The organism is Phyllobacterium endophyticum, assembly GCF_003010935.1.
In the GTDB taxonomy this organism is placed as follows: Bacteria; Pseudomonadota; Alphaproteobacteria; order Rhizobiales; family Rhizobiaceae; genus Phyllobacterium; species Phyllobacterium endophyticum.
In genome coordinates, this window is record NZ_PGGN01000002.1 from 33,706 (window position 1) to 54,844 (window position 21,139).

General features: G+C 55.8%; 23 protein-coding genes. 17 read left to right on the forward strand and 6 right to left on the reverse strand.

Annotated elements, in window-relative coordinates:
* Positions 1–7: 7 nt before the first annotated feature.
* From CU100_RS08030 to CU100_RS08040, 3 genes are all read right to left on the reverse strand, one after another.
* Positions 8–1,192 carry a beta-ketoacyl-ACP synthase gene (locus tag CU100_RS08030; RefSeq protein WP_106716093.1) on the reverse strand — a complete coding sequence of 395 codons (1,185 nt, stop codon included), beginning with the start codon at positions 1,190–1,192 and terminating at the stop codon, positions 8–10.
* Positions 1,193–1,237: 45 nt separating this feature from the next.
* The gene (locus CU100_RS08035) at positions 1,238–1,519 is read right to left on the reverse strand and encodes an acyl carrier protein (protein WP_106716094.1); all 282 of its coding nucleotides are present in this window, start codon (positions 1,517–1,519) and stop codon (positions 1,238–1,240) included.
* Positions 1,520–1,625: 106 nt separating this feature from the next.
* Positions 1,626–2,210 carry a histidine phosphatase family protein gene (locus tag CU100_RS08040; RefSeq protein ID WP_106716095.1) on the reverse strand — a complete coding sequence of 195 codons (585 nt, stop codon included), beginning with the start codon at positions 2,208–2,210 and terminating at the stop codon, positions 1,626–1,628.
* Positions 2,211–2,259: 49 nt separating this feature from the next.
* Here CU100_RS08040 and CU100_RS08045 point away from each other — a divergent pair, with 49 nt between their 5' ends.
* The 3 genes from CU100_RS08045 to CU100_RS08055 all read left to right on the forward strand — a co-directional run bounded on the left by CU100_RS08045 (position 2,260) and on the right by CU100_RS08055 (position 5,903).
* Entirely contained in the window at positions 2,260–3,267 is a 1,008-nt protein-coding gene (locus CU100_RS08045; protein WP_245418967.1) for an AEC family transporter, read from the forward strand.
* A gap of 147 nt (positions 3,268–3,414) precedes the next feature.
* A complete protein-coding gene (locus tag CU100_RS08050) occupies positions 3,415–4,872 on the forward strand; it encodes an NAD-dependent succinate-semialdehyde dehydrogenase (protein ID WP_106716096.1) in 1,458 nt (485 codons plus the stop codon).
* Positions 4,873–4,877: 5 nt separating this feature from the next.
* Positions 4,878–5,903, forward strand: coding sequence for an aldose epimerase family protein (locus CU100_RS08055; RefSeq protein WP_106716097.1), 1,026 nt, complete (start codon positions 4,878–4,880; stop codon positions 5,901–5,903).
* Here the strand turns inward: CU100_RS08055 and CU100_RS08060 are convergent.
* Positions 5,900–6,817 (reverse strand): sugar kinase, encoded by a 918-nt coding sequence (locus CU100_RS08060; protein ID WP_106716098.1) that lies wholly within the window; start codon positions 6,815–6,817, stop codon positions 5,900–5,902. The genes CU100_RS08055 and CU100_RS08060 overlap by 4 nt on opposite strands.
* A gap of 131 nt (positions 6,818–6,948) precedes the next feature.
* Between CU100_RS08060 and CU100_RS08065 the strand changes: the two genes are divergently transcribed.
* On the forward strand, positions 6,949–7,563 hold the full coding sequence (locus CU100_RS08065) for a pyridoxamine 5'-phosphate oxidase family protein (protein WP_106716099.1): 615 nt from the start codon (positions 6,949–6,951) through the stop codon (positions 7,561–7,563).
* Position 7,564: 1 nt separating this feature from the next.
* Here the strand turns inward: CU100_RS08065 and phnF are convergent, their stop codons facing one another.
* Positions 7,565–8,311 carry a phosphonate metabolism transcriptional regulator PhnF gene (gene phnF, locus CU100_RS08070; RefSeq protein WP_106716100.1) on the reverse strand — a complete coding sequence of 249 codons (747 nt, stop codon included), beginning with the start codon at positions 8,309–8,311 and terminating at the stop codon, positions 7,565–7,567.
* A 90-nt stretch (positions 8,312–8,401) separates the two neighbouring features.
* Between phnF and phnG the strand changes: the two genes are divergently transcribed.
* From phnG to phnN, 13 genes are all read left to right on the forward strand, one after another.
* Positions 8,402–8,884 carry a phosphonate C-P lyase system protein PhnG gene (gene phnG / locus CU100_RS08075; RefSeq protein ID WP_106716101.1) on the forward strand — a complete coding sequence of 161 codons (483 nt, stop codon included), beginning with the start codon at positions 8,402–8,404 and terminating at the stop codon, positions 8,882–8,884.
* Positions 8,884–9,495 carry a phosphonate C-P lyase system protein PhnH gene (gene phnH, locus CU100_RS08080; RefSeq protein WP_106716102.1) on the forward strand — a complete coding sequence of 204 codons (612 nt, stop codon included), beginning with the start codon at positions 8,884–8,886 and terminating at the stop codon, positions 9,493–9,495. The genes phnG and phnH overlap by 1 nt, the downstream gene beginning before the upstream one ends.
* A 3-nt stretch (positions 9,496–9,498) precedes the next feature.
* Positions 9,499–10,605, forward strand: coding sequence for a carbon-phosphorus lyase complex subunit PhnI (locus tag CU100_RS08085; protein ID WP_106716103.1), 1,107 nt, complete (start codon positions 9,499–9,501; stop codon positions 10,603–10,605).
* Positions 10,602–11,504 (forward strand): alpha-D-ribose 1-methylphosphonate 5-phosphate C-P-lyase PhnJ, encoded by a 903-nt coding sequence (locus tag CU100_RS08090; RefSeq protein ID WP_106716104.1) that lies wholly within the window; start codon positions 10,602–10,604, stop codon positions 11,502–11,504. Before CU100_RS08085 ends, CU100_RS08090 begins: the two co-directional genes overlap by 4 nt.
* Entirely contained in the window at positions 11,501–12,277 is a 777-nt protein-coding gene (phnK, locus tag CU100_RS08095; protein WP_106716105.1) for a phosphonate C-P lyase system protein PhnK, read from the forward strand. The genes CU100_RS08090 and phnK overlap by 4 nt, the downstream gene beginning before the upstream one ends.
* Positions 12,278–12,286: 9 nt before the next feature.
* A complete protein-coding gene (gene phnL, locus CU100_RS08100; protein WP_106716106.1) occupies positions 12,287–12,997 on the forward strand; it encodes a phosphonate C-P lyase system protein PhnL in 711 nt (236 codons plus the stop codon).
* 102 nt (positions 12,998–13,099) lie between these two features.
* Positions 13,100–13,933, forward strand: coding sequence for a phosphonate ABC transporter ATP-binding protein (gene phnC / locus CU100_RS08105; RefSeq protein WP_106716107.1), 834 nt, complete (start codon positions 13,100–13,102; stop codon positions 13,931–13,933).
* Between the two features lie 79 nt (positions 13,934–14,012).
* A complete protein-coding gene (gene phnD, locus CU100_RS08110) occupies positions 14,013–14,930 on the forward strand; it encodes a phosphonate ABC transporter substrate-binding protein (protein ID WP_106717162.1) in 918 nt (305 codons plus the stop codon).
* Positions 14,931–14,981: 51 nt separating this feature from the next.
* Positions 14,982–15,971: a phosphonate ABC transporter, permease protein PhnE gene (gene phnE, locus CU100_RS08115; protein ID WP_106716108.1), complete on the forward strand. Its 990-nt coding sequence runs from the start codon at positions 14,982–14,984 to the stop codon at positions 15,969–15,971.
* Positions 15,968–17,299 carry a phosphonate ABC transporter, permease protein PhnE gene (gene phnE / locus CU100_RS08120; protein WP_106716109.1) on the forward strand — a complete coding sequence of 444 codons (1,332 nt, stop codon included), beginning with the start codon at positions 15,968–15,970 and terminating at the stop codon, positions 17,297–17,299. The genes phnE (CU100_RS08115) and phnE (CU100_RS08120) overlap by 4 nt, the downstream gene beginning before the upstream one ends.
* A 124-nt stretch (positions 17,300–17,423) precedes the next feature.
* Positions 17,424–18,131 (forward strand): DUF1045 domain-containing protein, encoded by a 708-nt coding sequence (locus CU100_RS08125; protein WP_106716110.1) that lies wholly within the window; start codon positions 17,424–17,426, stop codon positions 18,129–18,131.
* A complete protein-coding gene (locus CU100_RS08130) occupies positions 18,132–19,271 on the forward strand; it encodes an alpha-D-ribose 1-methylphosphonate 5-triphosphate diphosphatase (RefSeq protein WP_106716111.1) in 1,140 nt (379 codons plus the stop codon). It abuts the gene before it with no gap.
* Positions 19,268–19,888 carry a phosphonate metabolism protein/1,5-bisphosphokinase (PRPP-forming) PhnN gene (gene phnN, locus CU100_RS08135; protein WP_106716112.1) on the forward strand — a complete coding sequence of 207 codons (621 nt, stop codon included), beginning with the start codon at positions 19,268–19,270 and terminating at the stop codon, positions 19,886–19,888. Before CU100_RS08130 ends, phnN begins: the two co-directional genes overlap by 4 nt.
* A gap of 57 nt (positions 19,889–19,945) precedes the next feature.
* Here the strand turns inward: phnN and CU100_RS08140 are convergent, their stop codons facing one another.
* A complete protein-coding gene (locus CU100_RS08140; RefSeq protein WP_106716113.1) occupies positions 19,946–21,007 on the reverse strand; it encodes a porin in 1,062 nt (353 codons plus the stop codon).
* Positions 21,008–21,139 lie beyond the last annotated feature (132 nt).

Sequence of the window (21,139 nt, forward strand, 5' to 3'; positions counted from 1 at the left end):
CTATCCCTTAGACTTTGACCAGGCGGGCAACGCCTTCGCCGCGGGTCGCGCCAATCGACGTTGCAAGCGCGGTGTCGATGCTGGGTGGTCCGGACTTCTCATTTTCACTATCGACCGGTGGAAAGGCTGTGCCCTTGAAGACGCTCAAGGCAGCCAAGGCAACAACAATAGGAAACTGTGCTTCGCGCAGATGGCCAAGTTTTCCCGCCACCCCGCGCACGACCGGACTCGAGAATGTGTCGAGCGCTGCCTTTTCAGCTGCGGTTACGATCTTCGCGCCCGTTGCGCCTGAAATAATCAGATCGGCAGCTTTATCTGCACTGGCTGCACCGACCAGCTTGGCTACAGTTTGGGTGAGATCGATGCGACCACGACGCGTTTGTGCGCTGTAGATTCCATCGATGGCAGCATAAACGCGTGCACCGCGTTTGTGTGCGTGTTCTGCGCTTTCCAGCACCAGGAATGCACCGCCAGAGCCGGTCACGATACCACCGCCGGTCGCACGCTCCCGCTGCCAGAGCGGTGACCATCCGTCGATCTTGAGCATCCCATTCAGTTCATAGCCGAGAAGCATGTCGGGGTGCTGGGAATTATACGCACCACCCACGAGGGCGTGCGTGCTTTGACCGGATCGAATGCGCGCTACCGCGGTGTCGATTGCTGAAATGCCCGAACCCTCTTCCCCCATGAAGGTGCGCGAAGAGCCCGTGACCTTGTGAACGATGGAGATATTGCCAGCCAGCAGATTGGATAGCTGTGCCAGAAACAGCGTTGGCCGCAACTCAGTCGTGAGTTTCTCGTTCAGCATCGTTCCGAGGTCGTTGCGTACACGCGCTTCGGCCAGGATTTGCGTATCGACCGATACGTCTCGTTCGCCGCCGCCGGCTGCAACCACCATATCCATCGTGGAGCAAAGCGATTCATCGTCCTTTATACCAGCATCCTGTAGTGCAAGGCCTGCGGTATAGGTGCCGATGCGCTGCCAGGTTTCCATCTGCCGCTGGTCGCCGCGTTTGGGGATCTGGTTATTCCAGTCTACCTCACTCAAGGGGTGGACTGTGTACGGCTTGAATGTGTCGCTATCCACGCGGGGAGCGTGACCTTCGTTGAAGGCGTTCCAATGGGCGTCGATACCTTCGCCAAGTGATGAAATCAGACCGATACCAGTTATGACGACGGTGTTGTTTTGCATTGTCTCGCAACACCGTTCATACGGTGTACCCGGTTAGGGAGGATATCAGGCGTTCTTGGCTGCGACGAGTTCGTCGATCTTGGTGCACAGGTTTTTCAAGACAAAGTATTCCTCTGTTGGAACCTTGCCGTCATTGACTTCCTGCGTCCACTGTTCGAGTGGGATCTTGATACCGAATGCCTTGTCAATCGCGAACACTATATCGAGAAAATCAAGGCTATCGATCCCGAGATCGTCAATTGTATGACTCTCCGGCGTAATGGAGTCGCGGTCGATCTCGCTGGTTTCGGCAATGATATCGGCGACCTTGTCGAATGTATCGGACAATTGGATTTCCTTTGCTTATCGTGCCGCAGACGCAGGCACTGCTGTCTCATGAAGCCGGTATCTAGCGTTTTTCACAGCTTAGGGAAAGTCTAAAGCTGCGCTGTGATTAGTCGAATATGATTCTTCCGGCGATATGGATGGTTTCACCTTCTTCAGCTTTGGAAACCACGACCGCCTCCGTGGGGCGCGGAGTCACGCCTGTCAAAGCCATTATATTGGCGCGGTCAGTCATCATTACCAGATTTCCAAGTCCCTTGAACCCTGCGATCGCCGCGCGAATCTGCTCGGTTTGGAGCTGTTTGCCAACGTCGTCCGCAGGCAACGGGTCGAGCGGCTTGTAGATTTCGGCAGGAACTGAACTGAACGAGAGGCGCGCGGTCTCCCGAGCATTGCAGGTCGAACTCGTTAACACCTTCTCGATTCGCACGCCGCGAGCAGCAAAGCGGGCGCCTAACTTTTGCGCCAATTGGCGACCGCGATCGGAGAGTGTCTGCGTAGCCGAGCAATCGATCGAATGATCGATGCTGGGGCTCAAAGCGCCAGACGTGTCAGCACCCTGGATGAGAATAGTATAGCCGCCTCGCTGGACTCTCGCCCAAGCGGCATCTGTCGCATAGGTATGCTGCACGGCAAAGGTGCTCTGCAACAGCGCAAGTGCACAAATCAGCCAAGGTCGGAATTGCTTCAACATCAATCTCCTTGGCAATCGAGATGGTGATTTGTCCAGGAAAAATAAAGTGATGCTGTCATCACCCTTGCACCGCCTGATTTGGCGGCCTATTGCGGAGACAATGGGTCTCGTTGAAACAATCATCGTCGTATTCGGTGTCATTGCCATTGCTTATGCAGCAGCGTACTTCAAATTGCTGGATGAGCGGGTGGGTGATGGTCTTTCTGATTTTGTTTTCGTGATTGCCGCACCCTTACTCCTGTTCAGGACCATGGTGACCGCAGACTTTCATGGCGCGGCACCCTGGTCATTGTGGATCGCCTATTTTACGGGCGTGATCATCGCCTGGGCTGCCTCGGATATTACAATCAAAACGGTGTTTGGTCGCGACAATCGTGCCGGAGTTGTGGCCGGTGTTTCCGGGGCCTTCTCGAATCTCGTTTTTCTTGGCATGCCGCTCATGCTCGGAGTTTTCGGACAGGATGGTTTTTCCATCCTGTCACTCATCGTCGCTGTCCATATGCCGATCATGATGGCTGCTTCTATCACACTGCACGAATTCGCGATGCGCCGGGATGGGGTGTTCAAAGGCGAGACTCATTGGGCTCTAGTCATCCGCTCATTTGTCTCGAGCTTGCTCCGCAACCCGTTTGTACTTGGCATACTCGCCGGTTGGATATGGCGCCTGACCGGCTTGCGAATGCCCGAACTGGCCGATTCGTTGATCCAGTTGCTGGGAAGCGTCGCAGGACCTGTCGCGCTGTTCGCCATGGGCATGGGTTTGAGGAAATTCGGAATAAGCGGAAATATCGCCGCAGCCCTTGTGACGTCTGCGATAAAGCTCTTCGTCATGCCTGCCGTCGTATTGGGTGTTGCGTGGTTGATTGAACTGCCCCCTTTTACGGCGAAGATCGCCGTGGTTGCCGCTGCGCTCCCCGCAGGTGTAAATTCCTACCTGATAGCCACACGCTTCGGTACGGGTCAGGCACTCGCCTCCAATTCGATGGTCATGGCGACCGCGCTTTCCGCGTTGACACTGGCATTCTGGATCGCAGTTGCCACACATGTATTTGGATGACCGAAACCCCGTTGCAGCATTCGGTAAAAAGGAGCAGGGTAGACCCATCGGCCCGGCCAGGGGCGCACATTGCCAAGAGCAGTGCAGAGTTTATCCTTCACGGAACTCACGAAGAACAATAACCCTTCGAACACAGGGAGACACATGATGTTGCAGAAATCCAGCCAGTTCATGAAGCAGGCAAACCTTATCAACGGTGAGTGGGTGGCGGCAGATTCGGGCAAAACGATCGACGTCATCAACCCTGCTACCGGCCTCAAGATCGGTACCGTGCCAAACTCAGGCAAGGCCGAAACACAACGCGCCATCGAGGCCGCCGCCGAGGCCTTCAAGTCGTGGCGCAAGACATCTGTGCTCGATCGCTCGAAATTGATGCGCAAATTGCACGACGCCATTCTGGACAATCAGGATGCGTTGGCGGAATTGCTGACTTTGGAACAAGGAAAATCACTTGCCGAGTCCAGGGGCGAGATCGGCATGTCCGCAGCCTATATCCTCTGGTATGCAGAGGAAGCTCGCCGCACCTATGGCGATGTTGTACCTTCGCCCTGGGCCGACCGGCGAATTCTGGTCACGAAGGAGCCCGTTGGCGTAATTGCCGCTATCACACCCTGGAACTTTCCTTCTTCCATGCTCGCCCGCAAGATTGGCCCGGCACTAGCGTCCGGTTGCACGGCGGTGGTCAAGCCGGCGACGCAAACTCCCTATTCAGGCCTGGTCTGGGGCTTGCTTTGTGAAGAGGTCGGCATTCCGAGGGGTGTCGTCAACATTCTGACCGGGTCCGCCACTGAAATCGGTGGTGAGATCACGAGCAATCCTCTCATACGGAAGATCACTTTCACCGGCTCGACAGAGATAGGCAAGGTACTGATCAAACAGGCTGCTGACACAGTCAAGAAAGTTTCCATGGAGCTCGGCGGCAATGCACCGTTCATCGTTTTCGATGACGCCGATGTCGATCGTGCCGTTGAGGGCGCTATCATCGCAAAATTTCGCAACTCCGGTCAAACCTGCGTATGCACGAACCGTTTTCTCGTGCAGGCGGGTATCTATGACGCATTCGTCGAAAAATTTGCTGACGCAACCAGGAAGCTCAAGATCGGCAACGGTCTTGAGGATGGAACACAGCAGGGACCATTGATCGACGTGAAGGCTGTTGAAAAAGTGGAGGAGTTCATTTCGGACGCCAAACAGAAAGGTGGCAAGATCGTCACTGGTGGCAATCGTCATGCGCTCGGCGGAAGTTTTTTCGAGCCGACTGTAATTGCGGACGCCACGCCGGAGATGCTCTTTACCAAAGAGGAAATTTTCGGACCTGTAGCGCCGGTTTATAAATTCGAGACCGAGCAGGAAGCCATCGACCTTGCCAACGACACACAGTTCGGGCTGGCCAGCTATTTCTACACCCAGAATCTCGGCAGGGTATTCCGCGTGTCGGAGGGACTGAAATACGGGTTGATTGGCGTTAACGAGGGCATGATCACCACAGTGGAAGCACCTTTCGGCGGCCTGAAGGAATCTGGGCTGGGCAAGGAAGGCGGACACCAGGGTATCGAAGATTATCTTGACACGAAATATGTCTGCGTTGGCGGCTTGGGGCTATAAAATAGATGAATACCGAAGTTTTTGGCCACACGCCCGAGGGCGAGGCAGTGCACCGTATTACCATCTCTGGCGGCGGCCTGACGGCCAACGTTCTGACATGGGGCGCGGTCATTCAGGACCTGCGCCTCAAGGGACACGAACACCCGCTTGTGTTGGGCTACCGTGACTTTGCAGACTATCCTGCATACTCGCCCTACCTCGGTGCAACAATCGGACGTTCCATCAATCGCATTCGCGACGGTGACCTCACAATCGATGGGAAAACCTTCGAACTCGAGAAAAACTTCCACGGTCGGCACAATATTCATGGCGGCAGCCATGGAGCGGGCAAGCGCATATGGAACGTGGTCGCGATCGGTCCCGACTACGCGACACTGACAGTGCAGCTCGGCGATGGCGAAATGGGTTTCCCGGGTAATTTGACGATTACCTGTACCTACATGCTGGAAACGAAGGGAACACTGGTGGTCCGCCTCGATGCCGTCACAGACAAGCCGACGATTTGCAACCTTGCTCATCACAGCTACTTCAATCTTGATGATGGCGGCGCAACGGAGGCGCTCGATCATCACGTGAGGATAGACGCGCAAGCCTATTTGCCGACCGATGATGATCTCTTGCCCGATGGCCGCGTCATGCCGGTCGCTGGTACGACACACGACTTTCGTGAATATCGGCCCGTGCGGCACGAAGCCGGGGGCAAGCAGGTTGTCTACGATAACAATTTCTGTCTTGCCAGCCAGAGACGTCCCTTGTGCCATGCGGCTTCGGTCAGGGGCGCGCATTCCGGTATTGAAATGAATGTTTCGACAACCGAGCCTGGAGTTCAATTCTACGCGGCGAACACGCTCGGCGGAAAACCGCCGATCGGCCTGACGGGCAAGACCTATGACAATTACGCTGGCCTATGCTTTGAAGCACAGATCTGGCCCGACTCAACGCATTTTCCGTATTTTCCGCAAGCGATTTTGCGTCCTGACGAAGTCTACAGCCAGATGACAAAATACAGCTTCAAGAAAACAAAGCTCTAGGCTTTGAATGCCTTCTGCGCTTCTTCCATGGGAGCCAGGGCGCCATGGAATTCCACTACGCGGGCAGCTACCTTGTGTGCGTTTGCCGCCGCGACAAGGGGATCGAGACCGGCAAGGCGCGATGCGATATAAGCTCCGTTGAAGCTGTCGCCGGCACCTGTCGTGTCAACTGCGTGGGCCTGAGAGGCAGGAACCTCGGTGCTGGCTCCCCCGGCAACGACCAGTGCCGGCTCTGTACCGTCCTTGACGACGATTTCTCGCACCCCGTACCCTGCGATGCGTGCGGCGGTATCTGTAGGTGTTGCGTCGCCGAAGAGAGTGTTCTCATCTGGAAAGGTCGGTAGCGCGATGTCGGTAACGTGAAATGCATTGCTCAACACCTGCCGCGCCGTATCGGCGTTTTCCCACAGCCGCGCCCGGTAATTGGCGTCAAAAACTATAAGGGACCCTTGGCGGCGCGCACTGCTAACTGCATTCAGCACATTCTGGCGATTTCTAGGGCTAAGAATACCCATCGTGATGCCGGAAAAATAAATTACCTGTCGACTATCGAGGCTCCTGGCGAGGACGTCCGGATCATCGGCCAGGTGGCGCGCTGCAGCATCATTGCGCCAATACGTGAAAGAGCGCTCCGTTCCGGTCAACGTGATTGCATAAATGCCGGGGCGCGAACCGACGATGGTTGGACTGCGAGCCGTGCTGATTCCATTGTCGCGCAGGAAGTTGCGCTGCTTGACTGAAAAGGGGTCATCGCCAAAGGCTGTGACATAGTCGACAGCAAAGTCCGGGTTTGTAAGTGCGCGCACATACCACGTAGTGTTAAGTGTATCCCCGGCAAAACCCATGCGCCATTGATCACCATTGGCACCGGACAATTCGATCATACACTCGCCAATAGCCGCAAATCCACTCATGAACATCTCCGCTGCATCAATCGCTGCGACTGATATACGAGTGTATTGCCGCTGTCATTTGATAAAAGGCGACTGTCATAATCGCTTCGTCATGTCATGTTAGTCGGCGAATACGTCTGAGGAGAGGTATTATGTCGCGGATCACGACAATTGAACAGTTGGAAGCAATCTATGGCAGCGGCGTAACGGAAGCCTCCACAGCCAAGGTGGCGGCTCGAATTACACCTGAGTACCGGCAGCTGATCGAAGGTTCACCCTTTGTGGCGCTCGCTACAAGCGGTCCTGAAGGTCTCGATTGTTCGCCACGTGGTGATCTTGCGGGTTTCGTTCGAATTCACGATGACCAAACCTTGATGCTGCCGGATCGCCGCGGCAACAACCGCGTTGATTCGTTGCGCAACATAGTTCATGACCCACGAGTGGCACTTCTATTTCTTATACCGGGGCTGACAACGACGTTCCGCGTCAATGGACGTGCCTTCGTCGAAACCGATCAGAGCCTCCTGGAGAGTTTCACGGTCGAAGGGAGGGCACCGCGATCCGTTACTGTCGTCGAGGTGGAGGAAGCCTATTTTCAATGTGCTCGCGCGCTGATCCGGTCAGAATTATGGAACCCGGCAAGACACCGCTCGCCAAAGGAGTTTCCAACTCCCGGCCAAATATTGGCGGCTCTCAGTGACGAACAGGTTGGTGGAGAATCCTACGACCGCGAATGGCCGGAGCGTGCCGCAAAAACCATGTGGTAGGTTACCCGGCGCTCTCATTGTCAATGGCAATTTCCATGCGGTCGGCGGCGAAGCGGGTTTTTGAATATTGTATTGGGTGGCCCATGGTGTCGACGTTGATTGCCGTTGCGACCAGAACGATTGCTCCGGGAGAAAGTCTTAGATGTCGCAACTCCTCCGCTTCCGCGTGGCGCGCGGCAATGATTGTTGACTTTCGTAGATAGTCGTCAATGCCCGCAGCTTTGAGGGCAAACGTTATCGAGCCGGATGAACTGTAGTCCTCCGCGACATTTGGCACGCGCGCAGCGTCAAACCATGCAGTAGCGCAGGAAACCGGACTGCCGTCGGCAGTGTGCAGCGTGTCGATCCTGACCACTTGTCCGGACTGCATCGCCAGCGCCTCGGCAACGCCAGACGGTGCTTCTTCAAGGCGGTGGGCAAGCAGTATGCCCCTGGTCTCGCGCACCTGTGTCGAAAGTGTCTGCGAAAACCGGGTTCGCTCTCCAAGTCGGTACGTAAGCTTCTTGCTGTTGGCGATAAAAGTGCCGCGACCTTGCTCCGCCCGTAGAACACCTTCCTTTGTCAGAGCCGCTATTGCGCTACGAATCGTGTGGCGGTTGACGGCGAAACGTGTTGCCAATTCGATCTCGGGAGGGATGCGCGCGCCAGTCGCCAATTTTCCGGACGAAATATCGCTCCTGATCTGGTCCGCAATCTGACGCCATATCGCCACGCCGCTGTTGCGTGTGATTGTTCGTGCCGATGTCACGCTCTGTCATGCTCCTGTCATTGACCTGTTTTAGAAACAGGATTAATGTCTAATTGTATAGATAACTAGACAAATTCGAGCGAGGTGTCAATGCGCAACGAAAATCAGGGTAACATCCCAACCTCTGGCGGATATGAATTCAGACGCAAGGCCGCCATGGCTTTGCTGGCGCAGGCGACTGCCGAGGAAATGGAGAACTTCTGGATGCAATGGGCGGACAAGCCTCAGGTTGAGACATTGCGTGGCCCGGAGGCCGGCCTGGTGATGGTGCGGGGGCGCATCGGCGGCGGCGGTGCTCCCTTCAATCTTGGCGAAGCGACAGTCACGCGCGCAACGGTGCGGCTTGGAAATGGCGCGGTCGGTCACGCTTACGCGCTGGGACGCTCGAGCAGCAAAGTACGCCTTGCGGCGATCTTCGACGCACTCTGGCAGGAACCGGCCCATCGTCAGGTAGTCGAGGACACAATTCTTGCTCCCATTGCCCAACGCGTCAACGCCGAACTCGAAGACAGGCGAGCCGAAACCGCTGCGACGAAAGTCGATTTCTTTACCATGGTGCGGGGTGATGACTGATGCGCGCAACGACGCAGATCTATGAGGGCGGCTTCAGCGATACAGTTTTCAACTCGCAAGAGGTCTTTCGGGCTCTGATGGATGCCATGGCAAGTCCAGGCCGAATAATCGATATCGGTAGTCTAACAACCGCCCCGACGCCCATCTCCGCCACTGCAGGGGCGGTGGCCGCGACGCTTTTCGATCATGATGCGACTGTCTGGTGCGACAAACCGATCACCGGTTCAGTGCCCGCAATGGGCTGGCTGAAGTTTCACACGGGACTTGAAGTAAATTTGAACCCATCAGACGCCCAATTCGCTTTGATCAGCGACCTTGAAGCGATGCCATCCTTGGAATCCTTCGGAAAGGGAACATCGGAATATCCGGACCGGTCCACAACGATCATTGTACAGATCGAAAATTTCGATGGTCCGCAAGAACTTACGCTGAGCGGTCCGGGGATTGAGGTTACCCGGACATTTGCGCCGAGCCGGCTGCCTCGAATGTTTGTGGAACAATGGACGGCCAATCGCGGGATATTTCCGCGCGGTGTCGACCTGATATTTGCCGGCAAGAGCGCCCTCGCTGCCATGCCGCGTACGACGCGCATTTCGAAAAGGGAGGCGTGAGCCATGTACGTTGCTGTCAAGGGCGGTGAGACCGCCATTCGCAATGCCCACAAATTGCTTGCCGATAGGCGCCGCGGCAATCGTTCAGTGCCGGCGATCGGCCTTGAACAAATCGTCGAACAACTTGCATTGGCGGTCGATCGTGTCATGGCCGAGGGTTCCTTATACGATACGGAACTCGCCGCGCTGGCGGTGAAGCAGGCACGTGGCGACATGATTGAAGCGATCTTTCTCGTTCGTGCCTACCGAACCACATTGCCGCGATTTGGCTACACGAAACCGGTCGAAACCTCGCAGATGGCGATAGAACGGCGCATATCGGCGACCTTCAAGGATTTGCCAGGCGGGCAGTTGCTCGGACCAACCTTCGACTACACCCATCGTCTGCTCGATCCTGAGCTTGCCGAAGATGGTGTAATGGAGAGTCCCGATCGCCGTGTCGAAGCGCATGAGCATACGCCGCGCGTCACCGACATCCTGGGCAAGGACGGCATGATTGAACCGGATGGCGAAATGCCCGAAGGGGTTGAAACAGGCGATCTGACACGCGAGCCGTTGCCGTTTCCCTTGGAGCGTGATCTGCGGCTGCAAGCGCTGGCGCGGGGGGATGAGGGATTTCTCCTTGGGCTTGCCTATTCGACCCAGCGCGGCTTCGGCCGCAGCCATCCTTTTGCTGGTGAGATTCGTATTGGCGAGGTCGAAGTCGAACTGGAGGTAGCCGAACTTGATTTTCCGCCGACGCTAGGCCGCATCCGCGTCACCGAGTGCCAGATGATCAATCAGTTCAAGGGCTCCTCCAAACAGCCTCCACAATTTACCCGCGGCTATGGTCTGGTTTTCGGCCAGAGCGAGCGCAAGTCCATGTCCATGGCGTTGTGTGACCGGGCGCTGCGGGCGAGGGAGCTCGGCGAAGACATCACCGCAGCAGCACAGGACGAGGAATTCGTTATTTCCCACAGCGATAACGTGCAGTCTACGGGTTTCGTCGAGCATTTGAAACTGCCGCACTACGTCGATTTTCAGGCTGAGCTTGACCTCGTGCGACGCATGCGCAGCGAACACGAACGCGTGGCAAGCAACAGTAGCGAGACCAAAGAGGCAGCAGAATGACTGAGCTTGCGACTTACAATTTCGCCTATCTCGATGAACAGACAAAAAGGATGATCCGCCGTGCCATTCTGAAAGCTATCGCGATCCCTGGCTATCAGGTGCCGTTTGCTTCCCGGGAAATGCCGATGCCCTATGGTTGGGGCACAGGCGGCGTTCAGGTGACAGCGGCGATAATCGGCCCGAACGACACGTTGAAGGTCATTGATCAGGGCGCTGACGACACAACCAATGCCGTGTCGATCCGCGCCTTTTTTCAGAAGGTGTCCAGCGTGAGGGTAACGACCAAGACCACAGAGGCGACGATCATCCAGACACGGCACCGCATTCCGGAAACAGCGCTGCAAACTGGGCAGACGCTCGTTTATCAGGTGCCCATTCCGGAACCGTTGCGTTTTCTTGAGCCGCGCGAAACCGAAACTCGAAAGATGCACGCACTTGAGGAATACGGACTGATGCACGTGAAGCTTTACGAGGACATCGCCCGCCATGGTCACATTGCCACGACTTATGCCTACCCGGTGAAGGTTGAAGGCCGGTATGTCATGGATCCTTCGCCCACGCCTAAGTTTGACAATCCCAAAATGCATCGCTCGCCTGCATTGCAACTGTTCGGAGCAGGGCGGGAAAAGCGCATCTATGCCATCCCGCCATATACGGAAGTGGTCAGTCTCGACTTCGAGGATCATCCATTCGAGATCCAGACGTTCTCGGAGCCCTGTGCGTTGTGCGGAGCAAGAGGCAGTTACCTCGACGAGGTCATCCTCGATGACAAGGGCGGCAGCATGTTCGTGTGCTCCGATACGGATTTTTGTGAAGACCGGCAGTCAGAAGGTCATCAGGGCCATCTCTCGGCCAATCCTGCGCAGGCAGATACCCATGCTGCGGGGGTAGAGAAATGAGCGATATGCCACTTCTGAGAGTCAATGCCGTCTCGAAGTTCTATGGAAGCCGGATCGGCTGCCAGAACGTATCGTTCGAGCTGTGGCCGGGCGAAGTCCTTGCCGTTGTCGGCGAATCGGGCTCGGGAAAAACCACGCTCCTGGATTGTCTGGCGACGCGCCTTGCGCCTTCGACCGGCTCTGTCGAGTACCGTATGCGCGATGGGCAGTTCCGCGATCTCTACCGCATGAGCGAAGCAGAACGACGTTTTCTCATGAGGACGGATTGGGGCTTCGTCCACCAGAACCCCGCCGACGGATTGCGCATGACAGTCTCCGCGGGAGCCAATGTCGGCGAGCGACTGATGGCTGTGGGAGACAGGCACTACGGCAACATTCGCGCGGCGGCCGCCGATTGGCTCGGCCGTGTCGAAATCGCCGCCGACCGCATCGATGATCAGCCTCGTGCTTTTTCGGGCGGAATGCGCCAGAGATTGCAGATTGCACGCAATCTCGTCACCAATCCTCGCCTTGTCTTCATGGATGAGCCGACAGGCGGTCTTGATGTGTCGGTGCAAGCAAGGCTTCTCGATTTGCTGCGCGGTCTCGTGAGCGATCTTGGGCTGGCAGCCATTGTTGTCACGCATGATCTCGCGGTGGCGCGCCTGCTTTCGCACCGGATGATGGTGATGAAGGATGGTCGCATCGTCGAAACCGGTCTGACTGATCGTGTTCTTGATGATCCTCAGGCGCCTTATACGCAGCTTCTTGTTTCCTCTATCCTGCAAGTCTAGGAGAGAATAATGCCGACACCTCTCGTCGTTTCCGATGTGGCCAAGAGCTTCACGATGCACCTGCGCGACGGCGTACGTCTGCCTGTGGTGGCAAATGTCTCGTTCTCGATCAAATCGGGTGAGTGTGCTGTTCTGGGCGGCCCGTCGGGGGCAGGAAAGAGCTCGATCCTGAAGATGGTTTACGGCAATTATGCCGTGGATAACGGTCAAATCATCGTGCCATACCGCGATAAGCTCATTGACGTTGCCGGTGCCGACCCGCGCACGATGATCGGCATCCGGCGCGACATGATAGGCTATGTGAGCCAATTTCTGCGTACGGTACCGCGCGTTTCGGCGCTGGACGTCGTGGCGGAGCCCTTGGTTGCGCGCGGTGTGGATCGTACGGACGCCCGCCACAAGGCTGCGGCACTCCTTACCGAGCTCAATCTGCCGGAGCGCCTGTGGTCGTTGCCGCCCGCGACGTTCTCGGGCGGCGAACAGCAGCGTGTGAACATCGCGCGAGGTTTCATCACTGATCATCCGATCCTCCTTCTCGATGAACCTACCGCCTCCCTCGATCTTCAGAATCGCGACGTAGTCGTCTCGATGATCCAACGGAAGAAGGACGAGGGCATCGCTATGCTTGGCATATTCCACGATCAGGATGTGCGTGAAGCAGTCGCCGACAGGATCATAGATGTTACCGCGTTCGCTGTTCCGAATGGTGCTGCGGCGTAAGAAGCCAAGCGTCGTACACTTGTCATTTAACTGAAACGAAACCGCCATCTCAGCTTCACACAACACCTCTACGACAGGTTAACGCCAACAGAGGTTGACTGGATGCTGAAAATCGAAAACGTGACGCGGCGGTTTGGCAACACTATCGCCATCGACAACGTCAACCTCGAGATTCCCCAAGGCCAAATGGTTGGTATCATCGGCCGCTCCGGTGCAGGAAAGTCGACCTTGCTGCGCATGATCAATCGGCTGATCGATCCCTCGGAAGGCTCCATTTTGTTCGAGGGAACGGACGTGGCGAAATTGCGCGGCTCGCATTTGCGTAACTGGCAGCGAGACTGCGCCATGATCTTCCAGCAGTTCAATCTTGTGCCGCGACTTGATGTTCTCACGAATGTCCTGCTTGGACGTCTCAATCACAGGTCGACCATCAAAAGCTTTCTTGGTATTTTTTCGCGGGAAGAGCGGGCCATGGCGATTGCCGCGCTCGAGCGCCTGGATATCGCCAAAACTGCCTTGCAGCGTGCCGGCACGCTCTCAGGCGGTCAGCAGCAGCGAGTAGCCATTGCGCGGGCCTTGATGCAGAACCCCAAAGTAATCCTTGCGGACGAGCCAATCGCATCGCTCGATCCGCGCAACGCGCAGGTCGTGATGGAATCGCTGCGCGACATCAATGAGAGGGAGGGCCTGACTGTCGTCACCAATCTTCATACTCTCGATACGGCCCGGCACTTCTGCGAGCGCATCATCGGCATGCAGTGCGGCAAGATCGTTTTCGACGGCGGTCCAGATGATCTAACTGAACTTGCCGCGCGCCGGATTTATGGTGCTGACGGCATGAAGGATGCATTTTCAGAAGCCATTACATCCACAAGCATTTCGCGTGGCACACCAAAGCCCATTCCCGAACTTGAGGCCATTCTCGCCGCGCGCTGAAAGAATCGTCCTGCCCACGTCACGGGCAACCATGAACAGATCACAAACTCAAACGGAAGTTTGACAGGAGAGAATGATGTTGCTCAAAAAAGCTCTACTTGGTGCCATCGCGATTGGCGCAATGCTTGCCGGTTCGATGGCGCGTGCGGAAAATCTCGAGACTTTTCGTATCGGACTGATCGGTGGCGAAAACGAAGCCGATCGCCTGCGCAATTACCAGTGCATTGTCGACCAGTTGCCGAAGGTTCTTGGCGTGAAGGAAGTCAAACTATTCCCGGCTACCGACTACGATGGCGTCATCCAGGGTCTTCTCGGCGGTACACTTGATGCGGCAGAACTTGGGGCGTCGGGATATGCCAAAATCTATCTCACCAACCCGAAAGCAGTCGAGCCCATTTTGACCGATATCCAGACCGATGGTTCGACCGGTTATTATTCGATCATGGTCGCCCGCAAGGATAGCGGTATCAAGACACTTGCAGATATGAAGGGCAAAAAGCTTGGATTCGCCGATCCGGATTCGACGTCCGGCTATCTTGTTCCGGTGACCTCTTTACCAAAAGATATCGGGACGTCAGTGAAGGAATATTTCTCTGAGACCGGCTTCGGCGGCGGTCATGAAAACCTCGTTCTAGCCGTCAAGGATGGCAAGTTCGATGCCGGTACCACCTTTGGCTCGGGAGTCGGCAAATTCGACGAAGGTTATTCTGCCGGCAATCTGCGCAAGATGGTCGATAAGGGAGTGATCGACATGAAGGACTTTGTCGAACTCTGGAAGTCTCCTCTCATTCCGAATGGCCCGATTGTTGTCCGTTCGTCGATGAACGCCGATACCATTGCCAAGTATAAAGAGTACCTGATGAATCTGCCGAAAACAGACCATGCTTGCTTCTTGGCAGCCTCCTCGAATGGCGGCGACCGCAAAGGCTTCACGGAAGTCAACGCCCAGTTCTATCAGCCGATCATCGATGCGCGTAAGGCTCAGATTGGCGGTTGATCAATACCATTTCCATCACGGCCAGATCGATTGATCTGGCCGTGATTTTTTATGCTCTGGAAGGACAAGCCCTTGAGCCGCGTCAATTCAACTTTACTATCGCCTGACGGTATTTTGATCGAGCGCCACTGGCAGGAGCTCGCCGGTCGGCGCCGCGCATATTCCTGGCTGATCGGGATCGGCCTGCTCATTGCTGTTTCAGGTTCGCTGTGGTTCGCCAACGATTCGAACGCTGGCAAGTTCTTCGACCGGATTCCGCATTTCTTTGATTTCGCCGGTGATCTTGTTCCGCGCGATGGCTGGGAAGTCTGGCGAGCATTGTTCGATCTGCCGTCCCCATATTTCGACGGAAGCCTGAAGTTTGATTATCCCGAAGGCCGCGTCTATCTCTTCGGTCCCCTATATATGCCCGAATATTTCTACAAGATGCTCCAGACGCTGAATATTGCAATCATCGCTACTTTGACTGGTGCTTTTTTCGGGTTTCTGCTTTGCTTTCTCGCGGCCAGAAATCTGGTCAAAAGCAAAATGATCCGGTTCGTCGCACGCCGGTACATGGAAATTCTTCGCGCGTTTCCAGAGATCGTCATCGCCGGATTTTTTGCAGCGATCCTGTCGTTGGGGCCGATCCCGGCCATGTTTGCTGTCGGTATTCACACGATCGGCGCGTTAGGGAAGCTGTTCTTCGAGGTTGTTGAAAATGCCGACATGAAGGCGGATGAGGGGTTGCGCGCCGTTGGTGCTAACTGGTTCGAGCGCGTTGGTTTTGGGATAGTGCCGCAGGTGATGCCGAATTTCATGTCCTATGCATTGCTGCGCCTCGAAATCAATGTACGCGCTTCCACTATAATTGGTGCTGTCGGTGGCGGTGGCATCGGCGAGGAGCTCCGACTGTCGATCGGACGCGGCCATCAGGCAAAGACGCTGGCGATTATCGTGTTGCTGCTGGCGACAATCATCGCCGTCGATCAGTTTTCTGCCTGGCTACGCCGCCGCCTTGTCGGCAACCAGGCCTTTGCTTTCGGAGGGAAACAGTCATGAATGGTGTTTCCTCTTTGAATATCGCCGAGTTCGAGGCCCGATACCCCGATGTTTTCAACCCACCCGCGTTGAAGCGCTTCCTGCCGCTGCTCATCGGTGCAGCGACTATCCTTTACCTCGTCTATTGCTGGTGGTTCTTTTCCATTGGCACGGTACTCGCCACGGGCCAATGGCAACGTGCCGAGATTTATGCACGCGACTGGGTGTCCTATGCAATCCGCAGCACTGTCCGCATGAGCCCAGAGGGCACTACCATCAGCTATCCACGTTTTTCGGAACTCGGCGACAATCCGAAGCCGGATTGGGTGGTGCAGAACGGGCGCGATGTCACAATCACCTTTGGTACAGGCAAAAGCCTTCGGATAAACGGGCAACGCGTGATTGCCATGCGCGGGGGTGAGGAACTCACCGTGCTGATTGAACCGGATGGTGCCAAGCCTCAAGGAAGATTGCCCACATGGGCGACGCTCAAAGAGGATCAGGTCACGGTCAATTTCGGCTTCGCCGGGACCGCTGACATTATCCCCGAACGGGTCGTTATAAGCCGCAGATTTCTTGGGTGGGCGAATTTCGTCTTCGATACCGCGTCGCCGTTCTGGAATAGGTCGGCGGGCGAAGTCGCTTCAATGATCTTCAGCGGCGAGCGGATAAGGCCTGAAATCTCCAATGCTGCGCTGGCGTTCGACAATATCTGGTACAATTCTTCGTGGCAGCATGGGGATGTCTGGACCAAACTCCTGCAGACCATCGTCATGGCCTTTGTGGGAACGCTCCTCGCCACGTTAATCTCTCTTCCGTTGGCTTTTATCGCGGCCCGCAACATCACGCCTAACTTCTTTGCCAACCAGATGACCAAGCGCTTTTTCGATTTTCTTCGTTCTGTGGACATGCTCATCTGGGCGCTGTTTTTCACCCGTGCGTTCGGACCTGGACCTTTGGCAGGTATTTCCGCGATTTTCTTCACCGATACAGGCACCTTGGGCAAGGTCTATTCCGAGACCCTTGAGAACATCGATGACAAGCAGCGCGAAGGTGTAAAGTCGGTCGGTGCATCACCCATGAACGTTCAGCGATACGGGGTCATTCCACAGGTGCTGCCGGTCTTCGCGAGCCAGGCACTATACTTCTGGGAGTCGAACACGCGCTCGGCGACCATAATTGGCGCGGTTGGAGCGGGTGGCATCGGCCTGAAACTTTGGGAAGCGATGCGGACAAATACGAATTGGCACAATGTCGCCTATATGGTCTTGCTTATACTGGCGGTGGTCTTCATCTTTGACAGCATTTCCAACGCCTTGCGGTCCCGGCTCATGGGAAAGCAGCAATGATCGAATCCCCAAAAAAGTGGGAACAGGTTCCCGTAGGAGCTTGTAGCCATAGCATCGAAAATGCAGGTCTTCAAAGGCTTGTCATAATTGGCGCCTAACGCGAAAGTGTTCCGGAGGAATCATTATGCGCTACGCGATCTATTTTACGCCGCCTTCCAGTGATCCGCTTCTCAAAGTCGCGGCAAACTGGCTTGGCCGCAATGCATTCACAGGCCAGCCCGTGAGGCCGCCGCAGATCCGCGACCTTGCGCATGAGGATTTCACAAAACTTACCGAATCTGCTCGCCGATACGGCTTCCACGCTACATTGAAGGCTCCGTTCCGCCTCAATGACAATGTTCAGGAACACGACCTTCTGTCAGCGCTCATGCACTTCGCCTCGTCGATTGATCCGGTAGAAATCCCGAAACTGCGGATCGCCAATCTCGAGGGATTTTTCGCCCTTGTTCCGGAAGAACCGGTGGCGCGCGTCAATCAGCTGGCAAACGATGTTGTGGTCGCGTTCGATCGTTTCCGTGCTCCTTCAACAGCGAACGAAATCAGCCGGCGAAACCCCGAAAGATTGACAGCGTCACAGCGACGGAATCTCGAACAGTGGGGCTATCCGTACGTCTTTGACGATTTTCGTTTCCACATGACGCTTACCGATATAGTGCCGGAACGTGACCGGCCGCGGATCGAACGAATGCTGATTGAATTCCTGGAACCCGTTCTCGAGGAACCAGTAGAAATCAATAATCTCGCTCTGTTCACTGAGGCGGAGCCGGGTTTACCCTTTGAAATACACTCGCTGCATCCGCTTGCAGGCACCAACAGAAGAAAGACTGGCTAAATGTCCGCCGAACTGATCTTGAACAATGCCAAAATCGTCCTTGAGGACGATGTCATCACCGGGTCGATCCTGGTTCGGGATGGCAAGATTGCCGATATCTCGGAAAGGTCCGTCTCCAGTGGTGAAGATTTCGAAGGCGATTATCTGATCCCGGGCCTTATCGAATTGCACACGGACCACCTCGAGGGCCATTATATGCCACGCCCGCGGGTTCGATGGAACCCGATTGCGGCCGTACTTGCCCATGATGCGCAAATCGCAGCGTCCGGTATCACGACTGTTTTCGACGCCTTGCGCGTTGGGCTTGATGAAGATGCGGATATGTCTGCCGACGAAAGCCGCAAGCTTGCAGACGCGATCGAAGATAGTGTCGAGCAAGGGCGCCTGCGCGCCGATCACTATATTCACTTGCGCTGTGAAGTCTCGGCGTCCGATTGCCTCGAAGGGTTTGCACATTTCGAGTCTGACGGCCGTGTGCGCCTTGCGTCGCTAATGGATCATGCGCCAGGTCAACGTCAATTCGTCAATCTTGAAACGTATGCCTACTATTACCAGCGCAAGTTGAAGCTGTCCGATAGGGAGTTCAACGCATTCTGCGAAAAACGGATGGCAGAGTCCGCGAAGAATTCCGCGCCCCATCGCAAAGCCATTTCGGACCTTTGTCGTGCGCGCGGTATAGTTTTGGCCAGCCACGACGATGCGACACGTGCCCATGTGGACGAAGCAGTCGAGCAAGGCATTCACGTGGCGGAATTTCCAACGACGCTTGAGGCCGCGGCCGCTTCCAAACAGGCCGGGCTTTCCGTTCTGATGGGTGCCCCGAATGTCGTGCGTGGGGGGTCGCATTCCGGCAACGTGTCCGCGCGCGAACTCGCTGAACACGGTTATCTCGACATTCTGTCATCCGATTACATCCCATTTAGTCTTATTCAATCGACCTTCTTCCTTGGCGAGACGGCCGAGGGAATCAAACTGCCGGATGCCGTGCGTCTGGTGACGAAGAACCCTGCCGATGCGATCGGCTTCAATGACCGCGGCGTGATTGAGATCGGCAAACGTGCCGATCTCGTTCGTGTTCGTGTCGACGAACATATTCCGGTGGTCAGGACTGTCTGGCGCGAAGGCCGCCGCGTCGTATGATGGCTAGCACAACCGAGGCGCCCGATCGTGCGCCTGCACCGCTGCCAAACGGAACTTTCGTTGCCGTTGTCGGCCCCAGCGGGGCGGGTAAAGACACAATCATCGAGTTCGCTCGCGCCGCTCTTGGCGATCAACCTGGGTATCACTTCGTTCGGCGCGTGGTGACGCGGCCATCTTCGGTGGATACGGAAGATCACGATACGCTAAGCCAGCAACAGTTCCTCACCGCCAAGCGGGCAGGGGAGTTCTCGCATTCCTGGGAAGCCCATGGACTTTGCTATGGCTTGCCAATGTCTGTTGATGAGGCGATTGAGCGGGGTAGTGTAGCAATTGCCAATGTGTCGCGAGGCGTTTTGCCTGCGCTTCGACAAGCCTATGCAAATTTCATCGTGGTGCAGATAACCGCCTCGCATGAAGTCCTGGCGAGGCGGCTGGCAGCGCGAGGACGAGAAGACGCTGCCGAGATTGAGCGCCGTTTGATGCGAGCCGCGCCTAATCCGTGCGATCCGGCGGATGCGATTCTCATCGACAACTCGGGGGAGGTGACCGACGCGGGCAATCGATTTCTGGCGGTCCTGAAATCTGCTGTGCCTGTTCCCCTATCAGAACAATCCTAGCGCTGTGGTGCAGATATCCGGAGGCAATCACCTCCGGATATTGCTAAACATACTTTATCAGAAGTTGCGCTGGAAACGGATGATGCCCCCAAACGCATCGTCGTTGACAAGGGTTCCGTCGCTGCGACGGAAGTCCTCAAACTTGGTGTAGTTGATCTCAGGCGTAATCATAAAGCCCGGTACAAGTTCATACGCGACGTTCAGCGCCAAAGCGTAGGTGCCTTCGGATTCGTAGGCAGCTTGGCCGTTGATCGTCGCCTTGTCCGTTACTTTCGCGGCGATGCCACCCCACGCTGCCCAATCACCCTGCCAAGGCGTCAAGAAGTTGCGTTCGACACGGGTGTCGTCATATCCGGACTGGTAGGCACCCATGGCCCAGAGCATGACCTTATCGGTAACGTTGACGTCCAGACGAGCCTTCGCGGCAAATTCCTCGACGTTTGAATCGTATCCCACAATGCCAGAAATCTTGCCCCAACCCTGCTCAAGTTTCAGGCCGGCCATGACGTGAGGCATGTAATTGTCGATGACATAGTCGTCATAACCGTCATGGACAGATCCTTGTTCCGCGGCAATGATCGCAGAAAAGCCGTTACCGCCTTGGAACGTGTAGCTGATCTGGTTACTTTCCCAACTGTTGTAGTTGATCACGTCGTCCTGGATGATATCGCCAGCATAACCGTCCCATGCGCCGAAGATTTCATCGGCAACGCCAACTCTAAATCCGCCAAGTTCGATAAACGCCTGCGGAATTGACGCACCTTCATCCAAACCATCCTCGTAGTCGAAACGGCTTTGAATATAGGAACGCAACGTCCCAAGCTCCGTCTCGGAGCGAGCGTCGAATCGCACCTCGGCCCGAGTGTGCTTCACCCAAGTGTCCAGTTCGCCGCCATTATAGACATCGTCACCGCCTTGGGCATCGTAGCGAACATAGCCGCTGATCTTGAGGCAAGTCTCGGTTCCAGGCAGATAGAAGAAGCCAGCGCCATAAGCATCGCACACTCTTACATATTCAACAGGCTCTGGTTCGGCAATCACCACTGCATCTGCGGCGCGTGCGCCCGTCACTGCCACGAGGGCAGCGGCTGATCCGAGGAAGAAGCTCTTGATGTTCATTTCTGATCTCCGATTGAAGAATTGTCACAAGCTCATGTCCCCGAGCGATGCTTATTCCTGTTCGCTGGCCAGCGCAAAACTGAACTGCGATCGAACTTCGGGTTCGGAAATCGCTGTTGCGATTCTACAACG

What these genes read in the sequence shown, in the direction of transcription:
- CU100_RS08030 (WP_106716093.1), bottom strand. Translation starts at nt 1,192, where the DNA reads ATGCAAAACAACACCGTCGTCATAACTGGTATCGGTCTGATTTCATCA.
- CU100_RS08040 (WP_106716095.1), bottom strand. Translation starts at nt 2,210, where the DNA reads ATGTTGAAGCAATTCCGACCTTGGCTGATTTGTGCACTTGCGCTGTTG.
- CU100_RS08045 (WP_245418967.1), top strand. Translation starts at nt 2,260, where the DNA reads ATGCTGTCATCACCCTTGCACCGCCTGATTTGGCGGCCTATTGCGGAG.
- CU100_RS08050 (WP_106716096.1), top strand. Translation starts at nt 3,415, where the DNA reads ATGTTGCAGAAATCCAGCCAGTTCATGAAGCAGGCAAACCTTATCAAC.
- CU100_RS08055 (WP_106716097.1), top strand. Translation starts at nt 4,878, where the DNA reads ATGAATACCGAAGTTTTTGGCCACACGCCCGAGGGCGAGGCAGTGCAC.
- CU100_RS08060 (WP_106716098.1), bottom strand. Translation starts at nt 6,817, where the DNA reads ATGAGTGGATTTGCGGCTATTGGCGAGTGTATGATCGAATTGTCCGGT.
- CU100_RS08065 (WP_106716099.1), top strand. Translation starts at nt 6,949, where the DNA reads ATGTCGCGGATCACGACAATTGAACAGTTGGAAGCAATCTATGGCAGC.
- phnG (WP_106716101.1), top strand. Translation starts at nt 8,402, where the DNA reads ATGCGCAACGAAAATCAGGGTAACATCCCAACCTCTGGCGGATATGAA.
- phnH (WP_106716102.1), top strand. Translation starts at nt 8,884, where the DNA reads ATGCGCGCAACGACGCAGATCTATGAGGGCGGCTTCAGCGATACAGTT.
- CU100_RS08085 (WP_106716103.1), top strand. Translation starts at nt 9,499, where the DNA reads ATGTACGTTGCTGTCAAGGGCGGTGAGACCGCCATTCGCAATGCCCAC.
- CU100_RS08090 (WP_106716104.1), top strand. Translation starts at nt 10,602, where the DNA reads ATGACTGAGCTTGCGACTTACAATTTCGCCTATCTCGATGAACAGACA.
- phnK (WP_106716105.1), top strand. Translation starts at nt 11,501, where the DNA reads ATGAGCGATATGCCACTTCTGAGAGTCAATGCCGTCTCGAAGTTCTAT.
- phnL (WP_106716106.1), top strand. Translation starts at nt 12,287, where the DNA reads ATGCCGACACCTCTCGTCGTTTCCGATGTGGCCAAGAGCTTCACGATG.
- phnC (WP_106716107.1), top strand. Translation starts at nt 13,100, where the DNA reads ATGCTGAAAATCGAAAACGTGACGCGGCGGTTTGGCAACACTATCGCC.
- phnE (WP_106716108.1), top strand. Translation starts at nt 14,982, where the DNA reads ATGCTCTGGAAGGACAAGCCCTTGAGCCGCGTCAATTCAACTTTACTA.
- phnE (WP_106716109.1), top strand. Translation starts at nt 15,968, where the DNA reads ATGAATGGTGTTTCCTCTTTGAATATCGCCGAGTTCGAGGCCCGATAC.
- CU100_RS08125 (WP_106716110.1), top strand. Translation starts at nt 17,424, where the DNA reads ATGCGCTACGCGATCTATTTTACGCCGCCTTCCAGTGATCCGCTTCTC.
- CU100_RS08130 (WP_106716111.1), top strand. Translation starts at nt 18,132, where the DNA reads ATGTCCGCCGAACTGATCTTGAACAATGCCAAAATCGTCCTTGAGGAC.
- phnN (WP_106716112.1), top strand. Translation starts at nt 19,268, where the DNA reads ATGATGGCTAGCACAACCGAGGCGCCCGATCGTGCGCCTGCACCGCTG.
- CU100_RS08140 (WP_106716113.1), bottom strand. Translation starts at nt 21,007, where the DNA reads ATGAACATCAAGAGCTTCTTCCTCGGATCAGCCGCTGCCCTCGTGGCA.